The sequence below is a fragment of the Dyella kyungheensis genome, from assembly GCF_016905005.1.
Lineage (GTDB): Bacteria > Pseudomonadota > Gammaproteobacteria > Xanthomonadales > Rhodanobacteraceae > Dyella > Dyella kyungheensis.
Genome location: NZ_JADIKC010000003.1, coordinates 17,683 through 38,340, shown reverse-complemented (window position 1 = coordinate 38,340; position 20,658 = coordinate 17,683). Strand labels below are relative to the sequence as shown.

17 protein-coding genes are annotated in these 20,658 nt (G+C 64.8%); all 17 read right to left on the bottom strand.

The window, feature by feature from the left end; translation table 11 throughout:
• Positions 1-113: 113 nt before the first annotated feature.
• The gene (locus ISP20_RS04885; protein ID WP_204634972.1) at positions 114-560 is read right to left on the bottom strand and encodes an NfeD family protein; all 447 of its coding nucleotides are present in this window, start codon (positions 558-560) and stop codon (positions 114-116) included.
• Positions 561-578: 18 nt separating this feature from the next.
• Positions 579-1,532 (bottom strand): SPFH domain-containing protein, encoded by a 954-nt coding sequence (locus tag ISP20_RS04880; RefSeq protein WP_204634971.1) that lies wholly within the window; start codon positions 1,530-1,532, stop codon positions 579-581.
• 66 nt (positions 1,533-1,598) lie between these two features.
• Positions 1,599-2,981, bottom strand: coding sequence for a sensor histidine kinase (locus tag ISP20_RS04875; protein WP_204634970.1), 1,383 nt, complete (start codon positions 2,979-2,981; stop codon positions 1,599-1,601).
• 28 nt (positions 2,982-3,009) lie between these two features.
• Positions 3,010-3,327 carry a hypothetical protein gene (locus ISP20_RS04870; protein ID WP_204634969.1) on the bottom strand — a complete coding sequence of 106 codons (318 nt, stop codon included), beginning with the start codon at positions 3,325-3,327 and terminating at the stop codon, positions 3,010-3,012.
• 155 nt (positions 3,328-3,482) lie between these two features.
• Complete coding sequence (locus ISP20_RS04865; protein ID WP_204634968.1) at positions 3,483-4,820, bottom strand: sigma-54-dependent transcriptional regulator; 1,338 nt, start codon at positions 4,818-4,820, stop codon at positions 3,483-3,485.
• A 147-nt stretch (positions 4,821-4,967) separates the two neighbouring features.
• Positions 4,968-6,773 (bottom strand): DUF885 domain-containing protein, encoded by a 1,806-nt coding sequence (locus ISP20_RS04860; protein ID WP_204634967.1) that lies wholly within the window; start codon positions 6,771-6,773, stop codon positions 4,968-4,970.
• Between the two features lie 86 nt (positions 6,774-6,859).
• On the bottom strand, positions 6,860-8,110 hold the full coding sequence (locus ISP20_RS04855; RefSeq protein WP_204634966.1) for an ABC transporter permease: 1,251 nt from the start codon (positions 8,108-8,110) through the stop codon (positions 6,860-6,862).
• 10 nt (positions 8,111-8,120) lie between these two features.
• Positions 8,121-9,455, bottom strand: coding sequence for an ABC transporter permease (locus ISP20_RS04850; RefSeq protein WP_204634965.1), 1,335 nt, complete (start codon positions 9,453-9,455; stop codon positions 8,121-8,123).
• Between the two features lie 111 nt (positions 9,456-9,566).
• Entirely contained in the window at positions 9,567-10,778 is a 1,212-nt protein-coding gene (locus ISP20_RS04845; protein WP_204634964.1) for an ABC transporter permease, read from the bottom strand.
• An 8-nt stretch (positions 10,779-10,786) separates the two neighbouring features.
• Positions 10,787-12,109: an ABC transporter permease gene (locus ISP20_RS04840; RefSeq protein ID WP_204634963.1), complete on the bottom strand. Its 1,323-nt coding sequence runs from the start codon at positions 12,107-12,109 to the stop codon at positions 10,787-10,789.
• A 19-nt stretch (positions 12,110-12,128) separates the two neighbouring features.
• The gene (locus ISP20_RS04835; RefSeq protein WP_204634962.1) at positions 12,129-13,352 is read right to left on the bottom strand and encodes an ABC transporter permease; all 1,224 of its coding nucleotides are present in this window, start codon (positions 13,350-13,352) and stop codon (positions 12,129-12,131) included.
• Positions 13,353-13,354: 2 nt separating this feature from the next.
• Positions 13,355-14,659, bottom strand: a complete 1,305-nt coding sequence (locus ISP20_RS04830) for an ABC transporter permease (protein ID WP_204634961.1) — start codon at positions 14,657-14,659, stop codon at positions 13,355-13,357.
• 32 nt (positions 14,660-14,691) lie between these two features.
• Positions 14,692-15,921: an ABC transporter permease gene (locus ISP20_RS04825; protein ID WP_204634960.1), complete on the bottom strand. Its 1,230-nt coding sequence runs from the start codon at positions 15,919-15,921 to the stop codon at positions 14,692-14,694.
• 13 nt (positions 15,922-15,934) lie between these two features.
• Positions 15,935-17,248 carry an ABC transporter permease gene (locus ISP20_RS04820; RefSeq protein ID WP_204635862.1) on the bottom strand — a complete coding sequence of 438 codons (1,314 nt, stop codon included), beginning with the start codon at positions 17,246-17,248 and terminating at the stop codon, positions 15,935-15,937.
• A gap of 59 nt (positions 17,249-17,307) precedes the next feature.
• Positions 17,308-18,540: an ABC transporter permease gene (locus ISP20_RS04815; RefSeq protein ID WP_204634959.1), complete on the bottom strand. Its 1,233-nt coding sequence runs from the start codon at positions 18,538-18,540 to the stop codon at positions 17,308-17,310.
• A gap of 10 nt (positions 18,541-18,550) precedes the next feature.
• Positions 18,551-19,864: an ABC transporter permease gene (locus ISP20_RS04810; protein WP_204634958.1), complete on the bottom strand. Its 1,314-nt coding sequence runs from the start codon at positions 19,862-19,864 to the stop codon at positions 18,551-18,553.
• Between the two features lie 63 nt (positions 19,865-19,927).
• Positions 19,928-20,650 carry an ABC transporter ATP-binding protein gene (locus ISP20_RS04805; RefSeq protein WP_204634957.1) on the bottom strand — a complete coding sequence of 241 codons (723 nt, stop codon included), beginning with the start codon at positions 20,648-20,650 and terminating at the stop codon, positions 19,928-19,930.
• Between the last annotated feature and the right edge of the window lie 8 nt (positions 20,651-20,658).

Here is a 20,658-nt window from a genome sequence, read left to right as displayed (position 1 = left end):
CGCTATCGCGAGCACCCGCCCCTCACCCCAGCCCTCTCTCCGAAGGGGAGAGGGCGCCGTGGGGTGCACCGCGAAAACCAGTGATGCAAACCAGAGCGACGAGCAAAAACGACTCAGTCAGCCACCTTCACCACCAGCGTCGTCCCATCAACCCCCACCACCTCCACCATCGCCCCCACCGGCAAATCCGGCCCACTCACCAGCCACAAGCCATCGCCGACCTTCGCCTTCCCCCGCCCATGCACGATCGCCTCCGCCAACACATAGCGCTGGCCGATCTTCTGTTCGCCACGGCGGTTGAGCAGCGCATCGCCCGGCTCATCGCGCATCAGGCGCGGCCGCAAGCCGTACCAGTACACCGCGCAGGAGAGGAAGGCGAGCACCACGAAGGCCAGTGCCTGTCCCAGGATCGACAGCTCCGGCAGCACCAGCACCACCACGCCGGTGATGCCGGCGGCAATGCCGATCCACAACATGAAATAGCCGGGCAGGATCACTTCGATGGCGATCAGCACCAGCGCAAGAATCCACCAGAGATAGTGAAGTGCGATCTGTTCCATCGTGGTCGCGTCCCGATCTCAGCTTATCGACGGCGGTGTACGGCGAACCGTGGTGCTCGCCTGCTGCTGGCTGAGCGAATCCTTGGCCAGTTCGGCGATGCCCGCCAGCGAGCCGAGGATGCCGGTCGATTCCATCGGCAGCAGCAGCATCTTCTGGTTGGGCGAGTTGGCCATTTCCTTCAGCGCTTCGACGTACTTGGTGGCGACGAAGTAGTTCAGCGCGTTGACGTTGCCGTTGGCGATCGCCTCGGACACCATCGCCGTCGCCTTGGCCTCCGCTTCGGCGGAGCGTTCGCGCGCTTCGGCGGCGCGGAAAGCGGCTTCCTTCTCGCCTTCGGCAGCCAGGATCACCGACTGCTTCTCGCCTTCGGCCTTGAGGATGGCTGCCTGGCGGAAGCCCTCGGCATCGAGGATGTTGGCGCGCTTCTCGCGCTCGGCCTTCATCTGGCGGGCCATCGAGTCGACCAGGTCGCGCGGTGGCGCGATGTCCTTGATCTCGATGCGGTTGACCTTGACGCCCCACGGGTGGGTGGCTTCGTCGACCACCTTCAGCAGCTTGGCATTGATGGCGTCGCGCTGGCTGAGCGATTCGTCCAGATCCATCGAACCGAGCACGGTGCGGATATTGGTCATGATCAAGGCCAGCGCGGCCTGTTCCAGGTTGGCCACCTCATAGGCGGCCTTGGACGCATCCAGCACCTGGTAGAACACCACGCCGTCCACGCGCACCACGGCGTTGTCCTTGGTGATCACGTCCTGCGAAGGAACATCGAGCACCTGTTCCATCATGTTCATCTTGCGCCCGATGGTGTAGATGAAGGGCACCAGGAAATGCAGGCCGGGCGACAGCGTGCGCGTGTAACGGCCAAAACGCTCCACCGTCCATTCGTAACCCTGCGGCACGATGCGCACCAGTTTGGCGAGCACGATGACCGCGACCACGATCACTACCAAAGCGAAAAGCTGTCCCATTGCCTGATCTCCGTTCCATGAAGGATGGCTCGAGTATAGGCGAGCCGGCAGGCAGCGGATAATCGGCTAGCGCGGCCCCAGCGGGAGCAACAGGCTGACCCGCAGGCCGCCCTCTTCCCGGTTGCCCAACGCAATGCGGCCGCCATGGGCTTCGGTGATCTCGCGCGCCAGCGCCAGGCCCAGGCCGGTGCCCGAACGCTTGGTCGAATAGAACGGCAGCAAGGCCTGCGCCAGCACGGTTTCGCTCATGCCGGGGCCGCGGTCGGCCACTTCGATGCGCACGTCGCGGCCGATCACCGCCAGCGACAGCGACACGCCGTCTTCCGCGCTGCCCGATTCGTGCGCGTTCTTCACCAGGTTGATCAGCACCTGCTCGATCTGCGCGGCGTCGAACCAGCCGGGCTGCTCCGGCAAGGAGCCGCGCACCTGGAACGTGCAGTGCAACGACAAGGCCTCGATGAACGGCTTCCATTCGATCGAGGTGGGTTGCGGCGCGGGCAGCTTGGCGAAACTCGCGTAACCTGCGATGAAGCCGTGCAGATGCCGCGCCCGCTCGCCGATGGTGGCGAACACGCCCGGCAGGCGCGTCGTATCGCCGCGACGGGCCAGCTCCGCGCCCGAATGCGCCAGCGAGGAGATGGGTGCCAGCGAATTGTTGAGCTCGTGGCTGATCACGCGGATCACGCGCTTCCAGGTCGCCACTTCCTGCCGCGACAGCTCGCGCGTCATGCGGCGGAACAGTTGCAGCCGGTGCGGACGACCGTGCAGGCGGAAACTGCGCTGCGAAAGATGGAAGGTTTCCTCGCCGCCGTCCATTTCGACCGTAAGCAGCGCGTCTTCGCCGCTCTCCACCGCGCGGCGCAACGCCTCGGGGCTGTCGCTGATGAGTTCGGCAAAGCTCAGGCCGTGCAGCGTGCGTCCCTCGTTGAACAGATGGCGCGCGGCGATGTTGGCATAGGTGACGCGACCGCTGGCGTCGGTGAGCACCAGCGCCACGGGCGTGTTCTGCACCACCGTATCGAGCAGCAGTTCGCGTTGCGCCAGGTTCTGGCGCTGCTCGCGCAGGGTCTGGCCCAGCGCGTTGTGCATGCGGATCAGCTCGCCCAACTCATCGCGACGCGTGGCCGCGATGGAAAAGCTGAAGTCGCCGTCGCGATAACTCGCCACGGCACCTTCCAGCGCGCGCAGCAGCTTGGTGATCGGCGACATCACGCGATGCCCCAGCCACAGCGACAGCGGCAGCAGGAACGCCAGCGATACGATCAGGCCGCCATAGAAACCGAAATGCGCCGGCGTGCCCAGATCGATGCCCAGGTCGTGGCGCATCCACACCAGCACTTGCGGCAACGGCCACTGGGTGACGCCGGCATAGATGAGGGCGCCGGACAGGCCGGCAAAGCCCAGCAGCAGCATCATGCGCGACTCGAGCGTACGCAGGCCCAGCCGCATCAAGCCTCTCCTTGTGGCAACGCCGCCGTCAGTGACACGCGGCACCCGGCCCCATCGGCACGCAGTTCACGTTCGGCCCGCGGCCATTGTTGATGATCACGCGGATCGGCGACTGGTCCGGCGGCGCCCTGTCCTTCCCGCTGCCGTCGTTGAAGTTGAAGCGCTGCGCGTTGCTGGCCGCGCTGCTCAGGGTATCGCGATACCCCTCCGCCACCGTGCTCGCCGCCGCGGGCGGCATGGTGGGCAAGGTGAGATTGGGCGCTTTGGATGGCGCGCCGACCTGGGCCCAGGCCGCGGCGCTCAGGCAGCACAAGCCGATGACGAGCAGCAGGGCGCGGTGTCGCATGGCGGACTCCTTCGGCACGGTCGATATCATGCTCGGGCTTGGGGGCGTGGGCAATCGTGCCGCGGTTTGGCTGTCTTTGGGGCGCACTTGTGCGCGACGGCTTTTCGCGAGGCCTATGTCGCGCACAAGTGCGCTCCCACAGGGGTCTTCTACCCTCACGCCTGGGCCAAACCGTAGCGCTCCATCCGGCGGTACAACGCCTGCCGCGACAGGCCCAGCGACTGGGCGGCCCGGCTGACCACGCCGCCTGCCTTGCCCAGTGCGGCTTCCACCGTCTCGCGGCTGGGCTCGTCCAGATTGCGCGCCGCGGCCGTGGCGACCTGCGGCAGGTTGAGCTGTTCAGGCGTGATGCGCCCGTCGCTGCTCAGCAGCGCAGCGCGCTCGATCGAGTTCTTCAACTCGCGCACGTTGCCCGGCCACGGATAGCCCAGCATCGAATCGCGCGCGGCGTCGGTCAGTTCGGCACGGCCATCGAGGAAGAACTCGGCCAGCGGCAGGATATCGTCGACGCGATCGGCCAGCGGCGGCAGGTTCACTTCGATCACGTTGAGCCGGTAGTACAGATCCTCGCGGAAGGTGCCCGCGCGGATCATCGCCTTGAGATCGGCATTGGTGGCGCTGAGCACGCGCACCTTCACCTGGCGCGTGCGGCCCGAGCCCAGGCGCTCGAACTGGCCGGTTTCCAGCACGCGCAGCAGCTTCACCTGGCCCGACAACGGCAGGTTGCCGATCTCGTCGAGGAACAGCGTGCCGCCGTCGGCCAATTCGAAGCGCCCTTCGCGCGCCTTGTTGGCACCGGTATAGGCGCCTGCTTCGGCACCGAACAGCTCGGCTTCGATCAGCTCGCCCGGCAGCGCGCCGCAGTTCACCGCAATGAACTGGCCGCGCTTGACCGCCGAATTGGCATGCACGATGGCGGCGATGCGCTCCTTGCCGGCGCCGTTGGGGCCGGTGATCAGCACCGGGACGTCCGAACGCGCCACCTGGCAGGCCAGGTCTAGCGTGCGCGCCATCGCTTCGGAGGCGAACACGATGCCGTCGAGGTCGTAGCGGCGCTGCAGGTCCTCACGGCGCTTGCGGCGCTCGTTGCGGGCGCGCGTCACTTCGCGGGTGGATTCGGAAAGCTCCAGCAGGTTTTCCACCGTGGCGAGCAGCTTGGCGTCGTCCCACGGCTTGGCGAGATAGTCGGCGGCGCCGGCCTTGACCAGCTCCACCGCGGTTTCCAGATGCGTCCAGGCGGTGAGCAGGATCACCGGCATGTCGGGATGGCGCTGGCGCAGCTCGCGGAACAGCGCGATGCCCTCCTCGCCCGAGGTGGTATCGGCGGTGAAATTCATGTCCTGGATCACCACGTCCACCCGCTCGGTCTCAAGCATGGCCAGGCCTTGCTCCTGCGTGAGCGCGGTCAGCGGGCGGATCTCATGCAGCGAGAGCGCCAGGGACAGCGCCTCGCCCACGGCCGGGTTGTCGTCGATGATCAGTACGGTTCGCATTCGTCGCTTGCACATGTAGACGTGGATGCATCTCCACGCCAAAAGGTTGCCATCAATCGGACGATTCGTGGCGATTCATCGTTCAGCCACCCGTCCGACACCGATCCAGGATGCGCGCGCCGCCCGGGGACGGCGCGCGCAACGGGATCAACCGGCCACGGGATGCGCCGGTGCCTTGCCTGCCTTCACCGCGGCGATCCAGGCGTCGGTGCGTGCTTCGAGCACGTCCAGCGGCAGTGCGCCGCCGCCCAGGATTTCGTCGTGGAAGGCGCGGATGTCGAACTGGTCGCCCAGCTGCTGCTTGGCACGCGCACGCAGCTCGAGGATCTTCAACTGACCCATCTTGTACGCCAGCGCCTGGCCGCCCCAGGTGATGTAGCGGTCGGTTTCGGCCTGCACATCCGGCTCGTCCTCGCTGGAATGGGCGTGGAAGAAGTCGATCATCTGCTGGCGCGACCAGTGCTTGTAGTGCACGCCGGTGTCCAGCACGAGGCGGTCGGCGCGCAGCAGCTCATCGGAGAGATGGCCGTAGTAGGAGAGCGGATCCTTGTAGAAGCCCACTTCCTTGCCCAACTGCTCCGCATACAGCGCCCAGCCTTCGATGTAAGCCGTGTAGCCCGCCTGCTGGCGGAACGGCGGCAGCTTGGGCAGGGTCTGTGCGATCGAGATCTGCATGTGATGGCCCGGGATGCCTTCGTGATAGGCCGTGGACTCGATGCTCAGCACGCTGCGGTTCTGGTAATCGCCGGTGTTGACGAAGATCTGGCCCGGACGCGAACCATCCGGCGTGCCCTGGTGATACTCGGCTGCGGCAGCTTCCTTCTCGCGGAACGCTTCCACCGGCACCACTTCCACCTTGGTCTTGGGCAGCAGGCCGAACAGCTTGGGCAGCTCCGGCTGCATGCCGGCCAGGTAATTGCGGTAACGGTTGAGGATGTCCTCACGCGAAGCGGCGTGCACCTTCGGGTTGGTCTTGAGCGATTCGCGGAAGCTGGCCAGGTCCTTGAAGCCCTGCTGCTTGGCGATCTCGGTCATCTCGCCTTCGATGCGCTTCACTTCGGACAGGCCGATCTCGTGGATGCGCTGCGGGCTTTCCTTGGTGGTGGTCATCTGCTCCACCTGGAACGCGTAGATCGCCGCACCATTGGGCAGCTGCCACACGCCCGGCTCGCTGCGGCCATGCGGGGCGTAATCGTTCTTCACGAACGCGCCGAGCTTCTGGTACGCCGGGCGCACCTGCTGGTCGATCGCCGCGAGGATGGCGTCATGCAGGCGCTTCTGGTCGGCCGCGGACACCGACTTGGGGAAATGCTTCAGCGGTTCGGCGAACACGCTGTCCATGCCGGCCGCCTTGCCGATGCTGTCGATCTGCGTGACCACCTTCTCCAGCAGGTACTTGGGCGGCATCATGCCGTCCTTCAGGCCCTGCTGCGCCACGCCCGTGACCTGGTCGAACAGCGTCGGCACGGCCTTCAGGCGGGCCAGGTAGTCGTCGTATTCCTTGGTGTTGTCGAACGGAATGGAGCTGATGAAGCCGGCCAGCTGCAGATGCGCGCCGCTCATCTGATCCAGCGGCATCTCATCGAGCTTCAGCTGATGCGACTTCAGCGCGTCCTGCAGCTGGCGAACCATCAGCTGCTGATTGAGCTTGTCGTCGTCGGAAAAGCCGGTGGTGTCGATGGCCTGGAAGCGCTTGAGGAACTCCTGGTTCTTGGCGACTTCGGCGTTCAGGTGGGCCAGCGAAACATCCGACCAGCGGTTGTTGTAGCGCAGGTCGCCCAGAATGGTGGCGAACTCCGGCGAGTTCTCCAGGGTGTGCTGCCACTGCTCCGCCAGCAGGTCGTTCAGCGCCTTCTCGCGCGTGGCAACATCCGCCGTGGCGGCCTGCGTCGAGGCGGCACAGGCGGCAGACAGCGCCAGGCCGACCAGGAGCATTCGTGGTCCAATCTTCATGGGTACACCCCTCGGGTTGAGATAACCCCCAATTTTGCACACTGCACGCCGGGCCGCCCGTGCCGAACTGCACGCTTCCCGTTCAGCTAAATCGCCCGCGTGGCCACCACGGGCGGCACGTCGGCAGCCCGCATGGCCGGTCCCAGTACAGCCAGCTGCCCCAGCACCAGCACGATGGCCCCGCCGATGGGCAGGTAATTCCACGGCAGGCGCGGCAGCTCGTAGAAGTGCATCAGCAAACCATTGGCCACGAACGCGAGCGCCATGCCGAGCAACACGCCGAAACCCGCGATCAACAGGTTTTCCAGCAGGAAGTAACGCAGCACCTGCGAACGTCGCGCGCCCAGCGCCCGCTGGATGCCGATCTGGCGCGTGCGGCGCTGCACCCAGAAGCCGGTGAGGCCCATGATGCCGATGGCGGTGACGACGATCACGGCGATGGTGACGCCGGCCAAGAGCCACAGGGCGGCGCGGGCGCTCTTCAATGCTTCGTTGCGGCGCTCGGCATAGGTGCCGATGCGCAAAAAGGACTCCCCGCCCATCAGGGGACCAAACTCGCGCTTGATGGTGTCGTGGATACCGCGCAAGGCCACCTCGCGCATGACCGGATCGATCCGCACGGCGTAACTCAGGATGGCCGTATCGCCGACGCGCAGGGCAGCCAGTATGGTGTCGTCGGCGCGCCCATCCGTCGCAAGATCCACCTGGTTGCGCAACAGATGGCGCACGACACCCACCACCCGGTAACCCGGGTCGCTGGGGTCATCGGGGACAGCCAACAGCTTGCCCACCGCAGACTCACCTTTGAACAACTGCCGCTCGAGCGACTGCGTAATGATGATCGACTGGGCCGACTTCGCAGTGGGCACGCCGCTGGAGCTTTGGCTCACACCAATGTCACCGTACTCGCCTGGCAGGAAATCGCGACCCTCGACCAACTCAAGACCCAATGTCTTGACCAGGCCATCGCCGAAATAACCATTCACGCCTACCGACACGCCTGCAGGCGATTTGAGCGCGTAATCGACGGTCACCTGGCCAATCATGGGCAGGCCCAGCGCACTTGATGCCGAACGCACGCCTGGAAGATGGCTCAGTGCAAGTTGTCCTTCGCGTGCCTCGGCAGCGGTCCACGGCCGTACGTGTGAGGCGATCTGATCCACCAGCACCAGTTCGTCCTCGGCAAGGCCGCTGGGTGCGACCATCGGCTGCACGCGTTGCCAGACGAGGAACAGGACATTGCACAGAATGGCGCATGCCAACGCCACCTGAAGCAAGACCAGCGCAGGCATCAACGCATGGCGCTGCAAAATCTTGAGCATGATCCGAAGTGACATCGCGCTCCCCTTATGCGCTCTTGACCTGCAGGCCAGGCTCAACGCGCGATGCCCGCCAGGCAGGCAACCAGCCCGTAAGCACACCTACGCCCAGCGCAAGCAGGAACAGTGCGCCGAACATCGCCGGATCCAGGCGGGCCAGATCAGTGAAGCCGCTGTCCTGCAGACGCAACGTCCACAGCCCGAACAAAGTCAGCGGCAGCGCCAGCAAGCCACCGACCAGGCAGATCAATGCAGCCTCGAAAACGTGCTGCTGGAAGATCGCACCCCGAGGCGCACCCAGTGCACGACGAATGCCGATTTCCGCGCCACGACGCAGGAAACGCGCCGCGAGCAGGCCCGCCACGTTGGCCATGCACAGGAGCAGGAACGAGCCCGCCAGCCACGCGTTCAAGCGCGCGTTGTCCGGCACCACGTTCTGCCTGCTCAACCATGCCCCCACACCTATGAGGTCAGAGCGCGCGGGCTTGCCAAAACCTGCCAGCGATTTCTGCTCTTCCACGTAGTGCTGGAGATAAGAGCGAAATTCGTCGACCTGTGCTTTCGAAGGGAGATCCACCCAATAGCTAAGCGTGGCGCAATGCGCGACATCGGTGCCAAAGAGCGTGGTCTTTTTCGCAGGCGCGTCTTCGTCGCAGCCATCGTTACCGGACAGTTCGCCACCGGCATCAAGCAAGGCGGATAAGGGAACGAAAGCGCGATCCCGCCGTGTGCCACTGAATGCGAATGCCGACAGATCGTAGAAATGCGGCTGAGGTGCGAACACTGCGCTTACACCGATAATGCGAAACACACCCTTGCCGATCTTCAGTTCACGACCTAGAACGTCGACTGTCCCGTAAATCGATTGCGCAAGCTCGCTGTCGATCACGACAACGCGTGCGCGCTGCTCGTCCTCACCGGGCGTCCAACCGCGCCCGCTACGCAGCGCAATGCCAAACAGCGGTATCACCTCGCTGGTGGTGGCCATGACGTAGTCGTGTTTGCTGCGCGGATTGGGACCACTACCAGTCATCTCCACCGAGGTGCTGGCCATGGGGGCCTGCCAGTGGGCCCGGTGGTCGTGCAAGAGCCCCTTCGCATCGTCCAGTTTGATCCGGTGGTTCGCGTTGATCGCCACACCGTTGAGCGATGTACTTTGCCCCGACTTGGCACGCACCGTATCCACCCACGCCAGATACAGGTGACCACTGCGCCCTGGCAACGGATCGGCCGTAAGCTGGTGCAGCAAGGCCAATGTCGTCATGGTGGCGGCCAGTCCCATGGCCACCGTGAGCACGGCGAGTATGGTGCTGCGTGGAAATCGCTTGAGTCCGTGCCACGCCAACATCAGGTTGTAACGCATGCGTTCCCTGCCCTGTTGTTTGAGTCACCATCTTGCCGCAGCGTTCGTGGCACGCTGCTCCCCTGTGACATTAACCGGCGCAGCGCCGGCCATGCCATTCCCCGCAAGAAATCACACCGATCGCGTCGCCACCATCGGCGGTACTTGCGACGCGCGCAGGGCCGGCGCCAACACGGCTAGCTGCCCCAGGCCCCACAGCACCAGCGCACCCACTGGCAGGTAATACACCGGCAGGCGCGGCACTTCGTAAAATTTCATCAGCACCAGATTGAGTGCGAAGGTCAGCACCATGCCGATGGCGATGCCCACCGTCACGATAAGGAAATTCTCGGCCTGAAAGTAATGCAGGATGTCGCCGCGCGTGGCGCCGATGGCGCGGCGTATTCCGATCTGTTTGCGCCGTTGCTGCACCCAGAAGCTGGCCAGCCCAACGATCCCCAGCGCCGTCACCAGCAGCAACGCCACGATGACGCCGGCCAGCGTGCCGACCATGATGCGCGTCTGGCGGAAGAAGTCCGAGCGAAGCTCAGGCACGGTACGGCTCTGCTGCAGGTCGAGCACCGCTTCCGGGGCCGCCTTCTGTGCAGCGTCGCGGGCTTCGCGCAGCACGCGAGGAAGATCGCCGGGATTCGCGCGCAATGCATAAACACCATTGAGCGATGCGCCTGGATTCACCGGCACGAACACGGACCACTCGCCCGCACTGTCGCCATGACCACCGCCTGGATCGGGAGGCGTCAGGTGCGCCATCACACCGATCACGCGAAAGTGGTGCTGGTCCGAAAAGAACTCCTTGCCCAGCGGATCCTGTCCCGGCCACAACCGCTCGGCGAACGCGCGGGTGATCCATACGGAGGGGTTCTGTGGCAGCCACAGTTCGGCCGTCTGGAAGTCCTCCGGCTGGAATGCACGTCCCGCCACCAGTTGCAGCCCCAGCGTTTCCACGGCGCCAGGACCGCCCGCATAGAAGTGCGGCACGGCGATGAAATGTTCGTGGTCGAGGTTGATGCCGGCATAGCCCGTGGGTTGCGCGAACGGCACGGCATTGACCACCGCCACCGACTGCACGCCAGGCACCGCGCGCAACGCAGTGGTCACCCTGGCGTTGAGGTCGGCGCCCTTGCATCCGTCGCAACCGAGGTTGATCACCGCCAGCGAGGATTCGGCCACGCCGCTGTCGATATGCAGCGCCCGCAGCTGCTCCACGATAAGAAAGCAGGCGTTGCACAACACCGCGCAGGCGAGCGCGATTTCCAGCGCGATAAGTGCCGTGGCAAGGCGATGACGGCGCAAAGCGGAAAAGATGGGGGCGAATTGCGTCATGGCGGGCCTCACAAGGACTTCAGTTGCCATGCCGGCACCACGCGGCAGGCACGCACTGCCGGAAGCGCGCCAGCCAGCAGGCTGGCGCCGATCGCGGCGACGAAGGTAAGCAGGAACATCGGCACGTCCAGGCGTGCCAGATCCGCATAGGCCACCGGTTGCTGCCGGATAAACCACAGTCCCGCCATGGTCAGCAACCAGCCACAGACCCCGCCGATCAGGCCAATCAGGCCCGACTCCACCATGTACTGCGCGAATACCGCGGCGCGACTGGCGCCCAGAGCGCGTCGCAAACCAATTTCGCCGCTGCGGCGCAGGAATTTCGCCAGCAACAAACCCACCATGTTGACCAGGCAGATGGCCAGAAAAGCCACCGCCAGCCAAGCCTGCAGTCGCACATTGCTGGGCAACACGCCATTGAAATCCAGCCAACCCATCAGGCTGCGCATACGCGTGTTGCCCGAATGCGTAAAGCGACCGATTGCCTGCTGCTGCGCCGCGTAGTCAGCCACGAAGCGTCGATAAGCGGCAACGTGGGTGGCATCGTTGATCTGCACCCATAGCGCGACCCAAACACAGGGAGAATCCTGCAAATGTCCCGGATGCGCGGGCATCTGCCAGCAGGTGAACTGCTGGAAATTGCCATCGTTGACATCCAGCCCGGTGAAGAACGGCGTGATCACGTCTTCCGGCTTGGCATAGAAGTCGCTGGTATCGCCCGCGGCAAAGCGGCCGCCCCGGATTGCGTAGAACTGTGGCGAAGGTCGCCATGGCTTGAGCACGCCCACGATACGCACATCGCTGCTGCGCAGGCGCAAGACGCGCCCCACGCTGTTCTCGCCGGCGAACAGCTTCTGGTTGAGATCGTCGGTGATCACGACCACGCGCGCGCGCGCCGCATCATCCTGCTCGCTCCAGGGCCCGCCATAACGGAACGGCACATTGAACATGCTGAAGAAATCCGCCGTGGCCGACAGCATCGGCATCATCACGGCGGGCTTGCCGGCATCGTCCGTATTCAGCCGCACCGTGCTCTGCACCAGCATCACCTGGCGATCGGCGCGCTTGGCGCTCCACAGGTCAAGCGCTGACCGGTAGTCCAGCATGTCGAGCGGTTCGCTGCTGTCCTTGTTCTTCGGATCCGCGTCCACTTGCGGATAGAAGATCGCCTGGCTGCGCCCCGGCAAGGGATCGCCGGAGAGCAGATGCACCACCGTGAGCGTCGTCATGCTGGCGCCGATACCCACCGCAATGGCCAACACCATCAATGCGGTGAGTATCTTGTTGCGGCCGAGACTGTGCAGCGCCAGATCGAGGTAGTAACCGAACATTCCCTTCTCCCTCCTTGGCTCAGACCGAACGCGTGGCGACCACCGGCGGCACGGCTGCTGCACGCATCGCCGGCCCCAGCACGGCCAGCTGTCCTATCGTCCAGAGCAGCAAGGCGCCCACGGGGAAATAGATAGCCGGCAGCCGTGGCAACTCGTAGTGCACCATCAGCAGCAGGTTGATGCCGTAGGCCAGCACCATGCCCACGCCGATGCCGATGGTGGCGAGCAGGAAGTTCTCGGTCTGGAAGTAGCGCAGGATGTTGCTGCGCGTGGCCCCCAGTGCACGCCGAACGCCGATCTGCCGACGGCGTTGCGCCACCCAGAAACTGCCCAGCCCGACGATGCCCAGCGCGGTGACCACGAGCAGCGCCACGCAGACGCCCACCAGCAGGCCGGTCATCGCGCGATCGTTCTGGAAGAAGTCCTCGCGCATGTTCGACAGCAGATGCTGCTTGAGCACGACGCGATGCGGATTGATCTCCTTCAGCTTGGCCACCGCCGCCTTGAGCACCCGTTCGCGATTCTTCGGATCGTCCACCCGCAGGATGTATTCGTTGTTCGCCACCCGGACAGGCAGCACCATCGTGTAGCTCGCTGCGGAGTCGTCCCAGATGGACGGCCGGATCAACTCCTTCACCACCCCCACCACGGTGAACGCGTAGTCGGACATGTAGATCTGCTTGCCCAGCGCCGGCTGTCCGGGCCACAGGCGCTCGGCCATCTTCTGCGTGATCACCGTGACATGCGGAATGCCCTTGGCGTCCTTGGCAGCGGCCGCATTGACGACCTGGTCCATGTCCATGTAGTCGTCGGCGTGCAGCTCGCGTCCGGCGATCAACTGCGTACCCAGCGTCTGCGTCACGTTCTCGCCGAAGTAGTCGGTGGCGTTGAGCGTGGCCAGGCGCTGCTTCGGATCGAGCTTGATGCTGCCGTTGGACGAAGAGTTGCCGAACGGTACCTGGTTGACCGAAGCCACCGAGATCACGCCCGGCACCTGTTGCAGGGCGGCCAGGTCTTCGGCACGGCGCGCCTTGTCGTCCTTGGTCACGCCGATATTGGCCAGCGCGATGTGCAGCAGGCGTTGCTCGTCCACCCCGCTCTGCATGTGGATGCGCTCGATGCGCTGGTTGATGATGAAGACCGCGTTGCACACGATGGCGCAGGTGAGCGCGATTTCCGCGATCACCAGGAAGGCGGTGGTCTTGTGCCGGCGCAGCGTCGAAAGAATCGGAAGAATGTCCATGGTCATTGGCTCTTCAGTTGCAACGCAGGAGTGATCTGGCAGGCACGCCAGGCCGGCAGAAGACCGGCAAGCAAGGTCGCGCCTACCGCCAGCAGGAACGTCACCAGCAGCATGCCGGAGCTCATGTGGGCCAGCGCCGCATAACTGGAAGGCTGCTTGCGCACCAGCCACAGCCCGACAAAGGCCAGCAGCAGTCCGAAGAACCCGCCAGCCAATCCGATCACGCCCGACTCCACCAGCAACTGGGCGAACACTTCGCGTTTGGAGGCGCCCAAGGCACGCCGCACGCCGAGTTCACCGGCGCGGCGCAGGAACTTCGCCAGCATCAGGCCCACCGTATTGACCAGGCAGACCAGCAGGAAGCCGAGCGCCAGCCAGGTCTGCAGGCGCACGTCGCCCGGCACCACCTTGTTGATGTCCAGCCATTCCATCAGGCCGGGCAGTTGCGCATTGGGCGGACGCTGGAAGCGGCCGAGCGCCTTCTGCTCCTGCGAGTAGTGCACCAGATAGTCACGATACGCGGCCACCTTGCCGCTGTCGTTGATCTGCACCCAGAACTGCAGCCACACGCAGGGCGAGGTTTCGGCGTGCTCCTCGTCGCCGCCGCCGGTGCCCCAGCAATCGGTGGAACCACTGTGCTCGAAGTGCACGTCGCGCGCGGTGCTCAGCGGCACGAAGACATCTTCCAGCGAGCCGTAGCTGTCCATGTTCAGGTCGTAGAAGCGCGGGCTGGGGCGCCACAGGTCGATCACGCCCACTACCTGGAACGCGGTGTCCTTCATACGCAGCGTCTGCCCGACGCTGTCCTTGCCGCCAAACAATTTTTCGTTGAGCGTGCGGCTGATCACCACCACACGCGCCTTCGCGCCATCCTCCGATTCGCTCCAGGGACGGCCGTAGAGGAACGGCACCTTGAACATCGGGAAGAAGTCGCTGCTGGTGTAGCGCGCATCGCTGAAGAACGGATCGATGTTCGACTGCGCCGGCTGCACCGGCACCGCGCCGCCGGTCATCAGCGCCTGGCGATCCGCGCGTTTGGCGCGCAGCAGGTTCATGCCATCGACCCAGCTGACCTGTTCCGGCGGACGCTTGCCTTCCTCGTAGCCGTCCATGTCGCGCGGATCGACCTGCGGGTAGAACAGCGTGCTGCTGGTGCCCGGCAGCGGATCGCCCGAGAGCACATGCAGCACGGTCAGCGTGGTCATGCTGGCGCCGATACCCAGCGCAATGGCCACCACCATCAACGCGGTGAGCATCTTGTTGCGCCTGAGGCTGCGTAGCGCCAGGTCAAAGTAGTAGCCGAGCATATTGGTATCCCCTCCTAGCGCCTTCCACGCGGTCACACCGATCGCGTGGCCTCCACCGGCGGCACCCGCGACGCACGAAGCGCCGGCGCGAGCACCGCACCCTGGCCCAGCAACAGCAGCAACACCACGCCCACGATCAGGTACATCAGCGAGAGCCGATGCATCTCGAAGCGGGTGACCATCCAAAGATTGATCGCAATCGCCAGTACCGCGCCCATCAGCACGCCGCCGCAACTGATCAACAGGTTCTCGGTCATGAAATAGCGCAGCACGTCCAGCTGGGTGGCGCCCAGCGCGCGCCGCACGCCGATCTGCTTGCGGCGCTGGCCCACCCAGAAGCTGGTGAGCCCGACGATGCCCGCGGCGGTGATCGCCAGCAGCACCACGCAGATCACGCCCATCAAGATCGCCATGCCGCGATCGCGCTCATAGGCGCGCGAGCGCACCTCGCTGAAGCTGAGCACGCCGTCGTCGTCGTTGATCACCCGCCGCGGGTTCTGCGCGAACAGCGCCTTGGCGGCCGCCTGCATGGCCGCGTCCAACTGCCCGGGCCTGGCGCGCACGATGTAGAAGGTGCCCAACGAGACATTGAGCCGCTCGGGAATGATCACCGCGCGATAGGCGAAATCCGAGGCCCAGTGCTCCACGCTTTGCGCCTGCAGCATCTCGACCACGCCCACCACGGTGGCGGGGCCGCCGATCAGGTAGATCGTCTTGCCCACCGCGGTGTCGCCCGGAAAGAGCCTCTCGGCCAGCGCCTTGGTGATCATGACCAGCGGGGGCGCCAGCTTGTAGCGCATATCCATGTGGCCGACTTCCTCGGCCCGGAAATTGCGTCCGGCGATCAGCTTCAGACCCAGCGTATCGATGAAATGCTCGTCGGCGAAGTAGATGGTCGAGCCGGAACTGTCCTGAGCCTGGTCGGGCTTGAGCCGCACCGCATCGTCCCAGCCATCGCCACGCAACGGATACGAATTGCTGGGCGTGGCGTCCTGCACGCCGGGCAGCTGGCGCAGCGCCTGCAGGTCCGCGCGCATCTGCGCGTCGGCCTGATCGGGCGCCGGTGCGCCCACCCACTCGCTCTTGATCACGAAGATATTCGGCTCGTCGATGCCGGTCGGCTCGGACAAGTGCGCCACGCGCTGCTGGATGATGAACAAGGCGTTGCACACGATGGCCAGCGTCAAGGCAATCTGCGCGGCGATCAGGAAGGTGCCCGCCTTGTGCCGGCGCAATGCGGAAAGAATCGGCTTGATCTGCATGGTTCGCGCCCCCTCAGTTGGACTTGAGCTGCCAGGCAGGCTGCACTTGCGCCGCCCGCCAGGTGGGATAGAACGCCGCGATCACCGTGGCCGTGATGGCCACCAGCAGGGTCAGCAGCACCAGCGATGCATCCAGATGCGCCAGTCGCGCGATCTGCGGTTCGAACACCAGGTCGAGGCCGAACATGCCGATGGTCGTGAGCAGGAGTCCCAGCGCGCCGCCAGCGAGTCCGACCATCGCCGCTTCGGCCAGGAACTGTCGGTAGATGTCGCCGCGCGACGCACCCAGCGCGCGGCGCACGCCGATTTCCGGCGCACGGCGCATGAACTTCGCCAGCAGCAGGCCGATGGTGTTGACCAGGCAGATCACCAGGAAGCCGAACGCCAGCGTCATTGAGATGCGGCTCTCCTGCGGCACCGCGCGCTGGTAGTCCAGCCACTCCCGCACGTTGCGCAGACGGTTGTTCGGCGCCCAGTTGAAGCGCCCCGCCTCGCGCTGCTCCCGCGCATAACCGTCGAGGAATTGCCGGTACGCCTGCACCTGCGCGACGCTGCTCAGCTCGACCCACGGGCTGATCCACACGCATTCGCCGTGCAGCCAGGTTTCCCAGGTATCGCCGCGCTTGCCGTCGCTGCCGCAGTTGTTGTTGCCGCGGGTATCGATGTGCTGCGCAATCGCGTAGCTGAAGGGCAGATAGATCTGCGCCGGATCGGCGTAGGCGTTGCCGCTGAAGGTATCGAAGAAGCGCGGCTTGGGATCCCAGTTGTCGGTGACACCCACGATGCGGTACTGGCGGTCGTCGAGAATCACCCGCCGGCCGACGCTGTTGTTGCCACCGTAGAGCTTCTGGTTGAGCGCGCGGCTGATCACGATCACCGGCTCGCGTGCCTCGTCTTCCGCACTGCCCCAGCCGCTGCCGTACTGGAACGGCACGTCGAACATGCTGAAGAAGTCGCCGTAGGTGGCATAACCGGGCGCCTTGAACGGCATGCGTTGGGGATCGTCCGGCATCACCGAGAGCGCCACCGGATAGATCATGGTCTGGCGCTCGGCCTTGTGCGCGCGCATCAGCGCCACGGCATCGACGTAGTTGAGCGCCGAAGGCGGCTCGCCATGGCGGTTGTACTGAGGCCCGCGGTTATCGATCAGCGGCACGAACAGCTGCGAGGACTTGTGCGGAATCGGATCGCCCGACACCGCCCGGAACACGGCGAACGTCACCATCGACGCCGCCACGCCGAAGCCGATCGACATGATCATCAATGCCGTCAGCAGGACGTTGCGCCGAAGGCTCGCCGTGCCCAGTCGCAGGTTGTGGACAAACATGCCGCTCATCGTTACCTCATGGTTCCCGACCGTCCATCTGCTTCAACACCGCGCGCCCATCAGACCGAACGCGTGGCTTCCACCGGCGACACCCGCGAGGCGCGCATGGCCGGCGCCAGCGTGGCGCCCTGCCCCAGCAGCAACAACGCGATCACACCCACCACCACATAGACCGCCGACAGGCGCGCCATCTCGAACTGTGTCACCAGCCACAGGTTCATGCCGACCGCCAGGAAGGCGCCGATCAACACGCCGGCAATGCCGATGAGCAGGTTCTCGGTGAGGAAGTAACTGAGGATGTCGTGCTTGGTGGCACCCAGCGCACGACGCACGCCGATCTGCTTGCGACGCTGCCCGACCCAGAAGCTGGTGAGGCCGACGATGCCCGCTGCCGTGATACCCAACAGCACCAGGCACACCACGCCCATCAGGATGGCCATGCCGCGGTCGCCCTTGTAGGCAGCCTCGCGCACCTGGGCGAACGTGCGCACACCGCGCTCGGACGGGATCACGCGCATGCGGTTGGCCTTCACCAGCGCCGCCGGCGCCGCCTTCAACACGTCGGCCAACTGGCCCGGCTTGGTGCGGATCACGTAGTTGGTGAACGCACTGGTCAACTGCACCGGCTGGATCAGCGAGTTCTCGTAGAAGGTATCGGACCAGGTGCCATTCCACGGCACCTGCAGGCGTTCGACGATGCCTACGATGGTGCTGGGCGATTTGGAGTCGCCGATATAGATGGTCTTGCCCAGTGCGCTGCCTTCCGGATACATCTTCTCCGCCAAGGCCTTGCTGACGATGATCACGGCCGGATCGGGAATCGCCTGCGGATCGGCTTCCACGATTTCGTCAGCGCGGAAATTGCGGCCGGCAATGAGCTTGACGGCCAGCGTCGGCAAGGTGTGCTCATCGCCGAAATACTGGGTGGTGTGCCCCTTGGAATTCTTTGCATCCGGATCGGTGCGCACGCCGGTGGACCAGCCGCCACCGCGCAGCGGATAGGAATTGAGCGCCACCGCGTCCTGCACGCCGGGCAGCTGGCGCAGGGCCTGCAGATCGGCCTTGACCAGCGGCCCGGCCTTGCTTTCCTCGGTGCCGACGAAGCGGTTCTGGATGGTCATCAGGTCGCTTTCCACCATGCCGGTGGGCCGCTGCACGCGATCCAGCCGCTGGTGGATGATGAAGATCGCGTTGCAGACGATCGCCAAGGTCAAGGCGATCTGCATCGCGATGAGGATCGTGCCTGCCTTGTGACGCTTGAGCGCGGCGAGAATGGGCTTGATCTGTAGCATCGTCGTCGCCTCAGTTGGATTTCAGCTGCCATGCCGGCTGCACCTGCGCAGCACGCCATGTCGGATAGAACGCCGCCAGCACGGTCGACAGCACGGCCAGCAGCATGGTGAGCAGCACCAGCGACACATCGAGCGTGGCGAGCTTGGCGATGTCCGGTTCAAACACCAGCGAGATGCCCATCACGCCCAGGCCCGTGAGGATCAGACCCACGACGCCGCCGGCCAGCCCGATGGCTGCCGCTTCGATCAGGAACTGCAGATAGATCTCCTTGCGCGGCGCACCCAGGGCGCGGCGCACGCCGATCTCCGACGAGCGCTTCATGAATTTCGCCAGCAGCAGGCCCACCGTATTGACCAGGCAGATCAGCAGGAAGCCGAGCGACACCAACAGCGATACCTTGGCTTCCTGCGGCACCACCTTCTGGTACTCCAGCCACTCGGTGACGTTGCGCAGGCGTGTATTGGGCGCCCAGCGGAAGCGGCCGGAGCGCTGCTGTTCAGCGGCGTAGCCATTGAGATACTGGCGGTACGCATCGGCCTTCTCCTTGGACGGCAGTTCCGCCCAGAAGCCGAGCCAGACGCACTCGGAGCCGATCCACGCATCCCAACCCTTGCCCGGGTCCTTGCTGCAATTGTTGTTGCCGTTGGTCGTCGTCTGCAGTTCGACCGCGCGGGTGAACGGCATGAAGACCTCGATGGGGTCATCGAAACCGTTGGTGTTGATGACGTCGTAGAACACCGGCTCAGGATTCCAGGTGTTGGCCACGCCGATGATGCGATAGTCGCGGCCGTTGAGGTTGATGTTGCGGCCCACGCTGTTGGCGCCGTTGAACAGCTTCTCGTTGAGCTTCTTGCCGATCACCGCCACGGCGGCGTGTGAGGCATCCTCGTCCGCCGTCCAGCCGTGGCCATAAAGGAAGGGAATGTCGAACATCGCAAACGCGTCCGCATACCAGGCGTAGCTGGTTTCGCGGAACGGCAGCATCTGCGGATCGGCCGGCACGATCGACACCGCCGCGGGAAACAGGGCCGTCTGCCGCGTGGCACGCTTGTCGCGCATCAGGTTGATGGCGTCGGTATAAGTCATCGCATTGGGCGGCTCGCCCTTGTTGTCCTGCGACGCGTCAGGACCCCAGTTGTCGATCTGCGGCACGAACAGCTGCGAGGACTTCTGCGGAATCGGATTGTTGGAGGTGGCGCGGAACACCGAGTAGGTGGTCATCGACGCGGCCACGCCACAGCCGATCGCCAACACCATCAGCAGGGTCAACAGCGGGTTTTTTCGGAGGCTGCGCAAGCCAAGCTGGAGGTAATAGGCGAACATGATCGTCCTTCACGAAGGCGTATGGCCGCCTCCCGCCGAAGCGGGAGGCTCGGTGGCCGGTTATCAGGCCGGAGCGTTGCCGCGGGCCGCGTGCACGGCGTGATGGAAGCGCGGGTCTTCCGCCAGATCCACCACCTGACCGTCGATGATGTGCACGTTGCGCTGCGCGCGGGCAGCCAGCTCCGGATCGTGCGTCACCATCACGATGGTGGCGCCTTCGCGATGGATTTCTTCCAGCAGTTCCATCACGCCGCGGGCCATCTGCGTGTCGAGGTTGCCGGTCGGTTCGTCCGCCAGCAGCAGGCGCGGCGAGCCGGCCAGCGCACGGGCAATGGCCACGCGCTGCTGCTGGCCACCGGAGAGTTCGGCCGGATAGTGCTTGGCGCGCGAGGCCAGGCCCACGCGTTCGAGCGCGTTCATGATGCGTTCCTTGCGCTCGGCCGCCTTCATGCCGCGATAACGCAGCGGCACCTCCACGTTGTCGAACACGTTGAGGTCGGGAATCAGGTTGAACGCCTGGAAGATGAAGCCGATCTTCTCGTTGCGGATGCGCGAGCGCTCGTTGTCGTTGAGGTTGCTGACTTCCACGCCGTCGAGGTGGTACTGGCCGCCCGTGAAGGTTTCCAGCAGCCCGGCGATGGTGAGGAAGGTGGTCTTGCCCGAACCGGACGGACCGGTCACGGCCACGAACTCGCCCTCGTTCACGTTGATGTTGAAGTCGCGCAGCGCATAGGTCTCCACCACTTCGGTGCGGTAGACCTTGGACAGATGAGTCATCTTGAGCATGGTGTTGT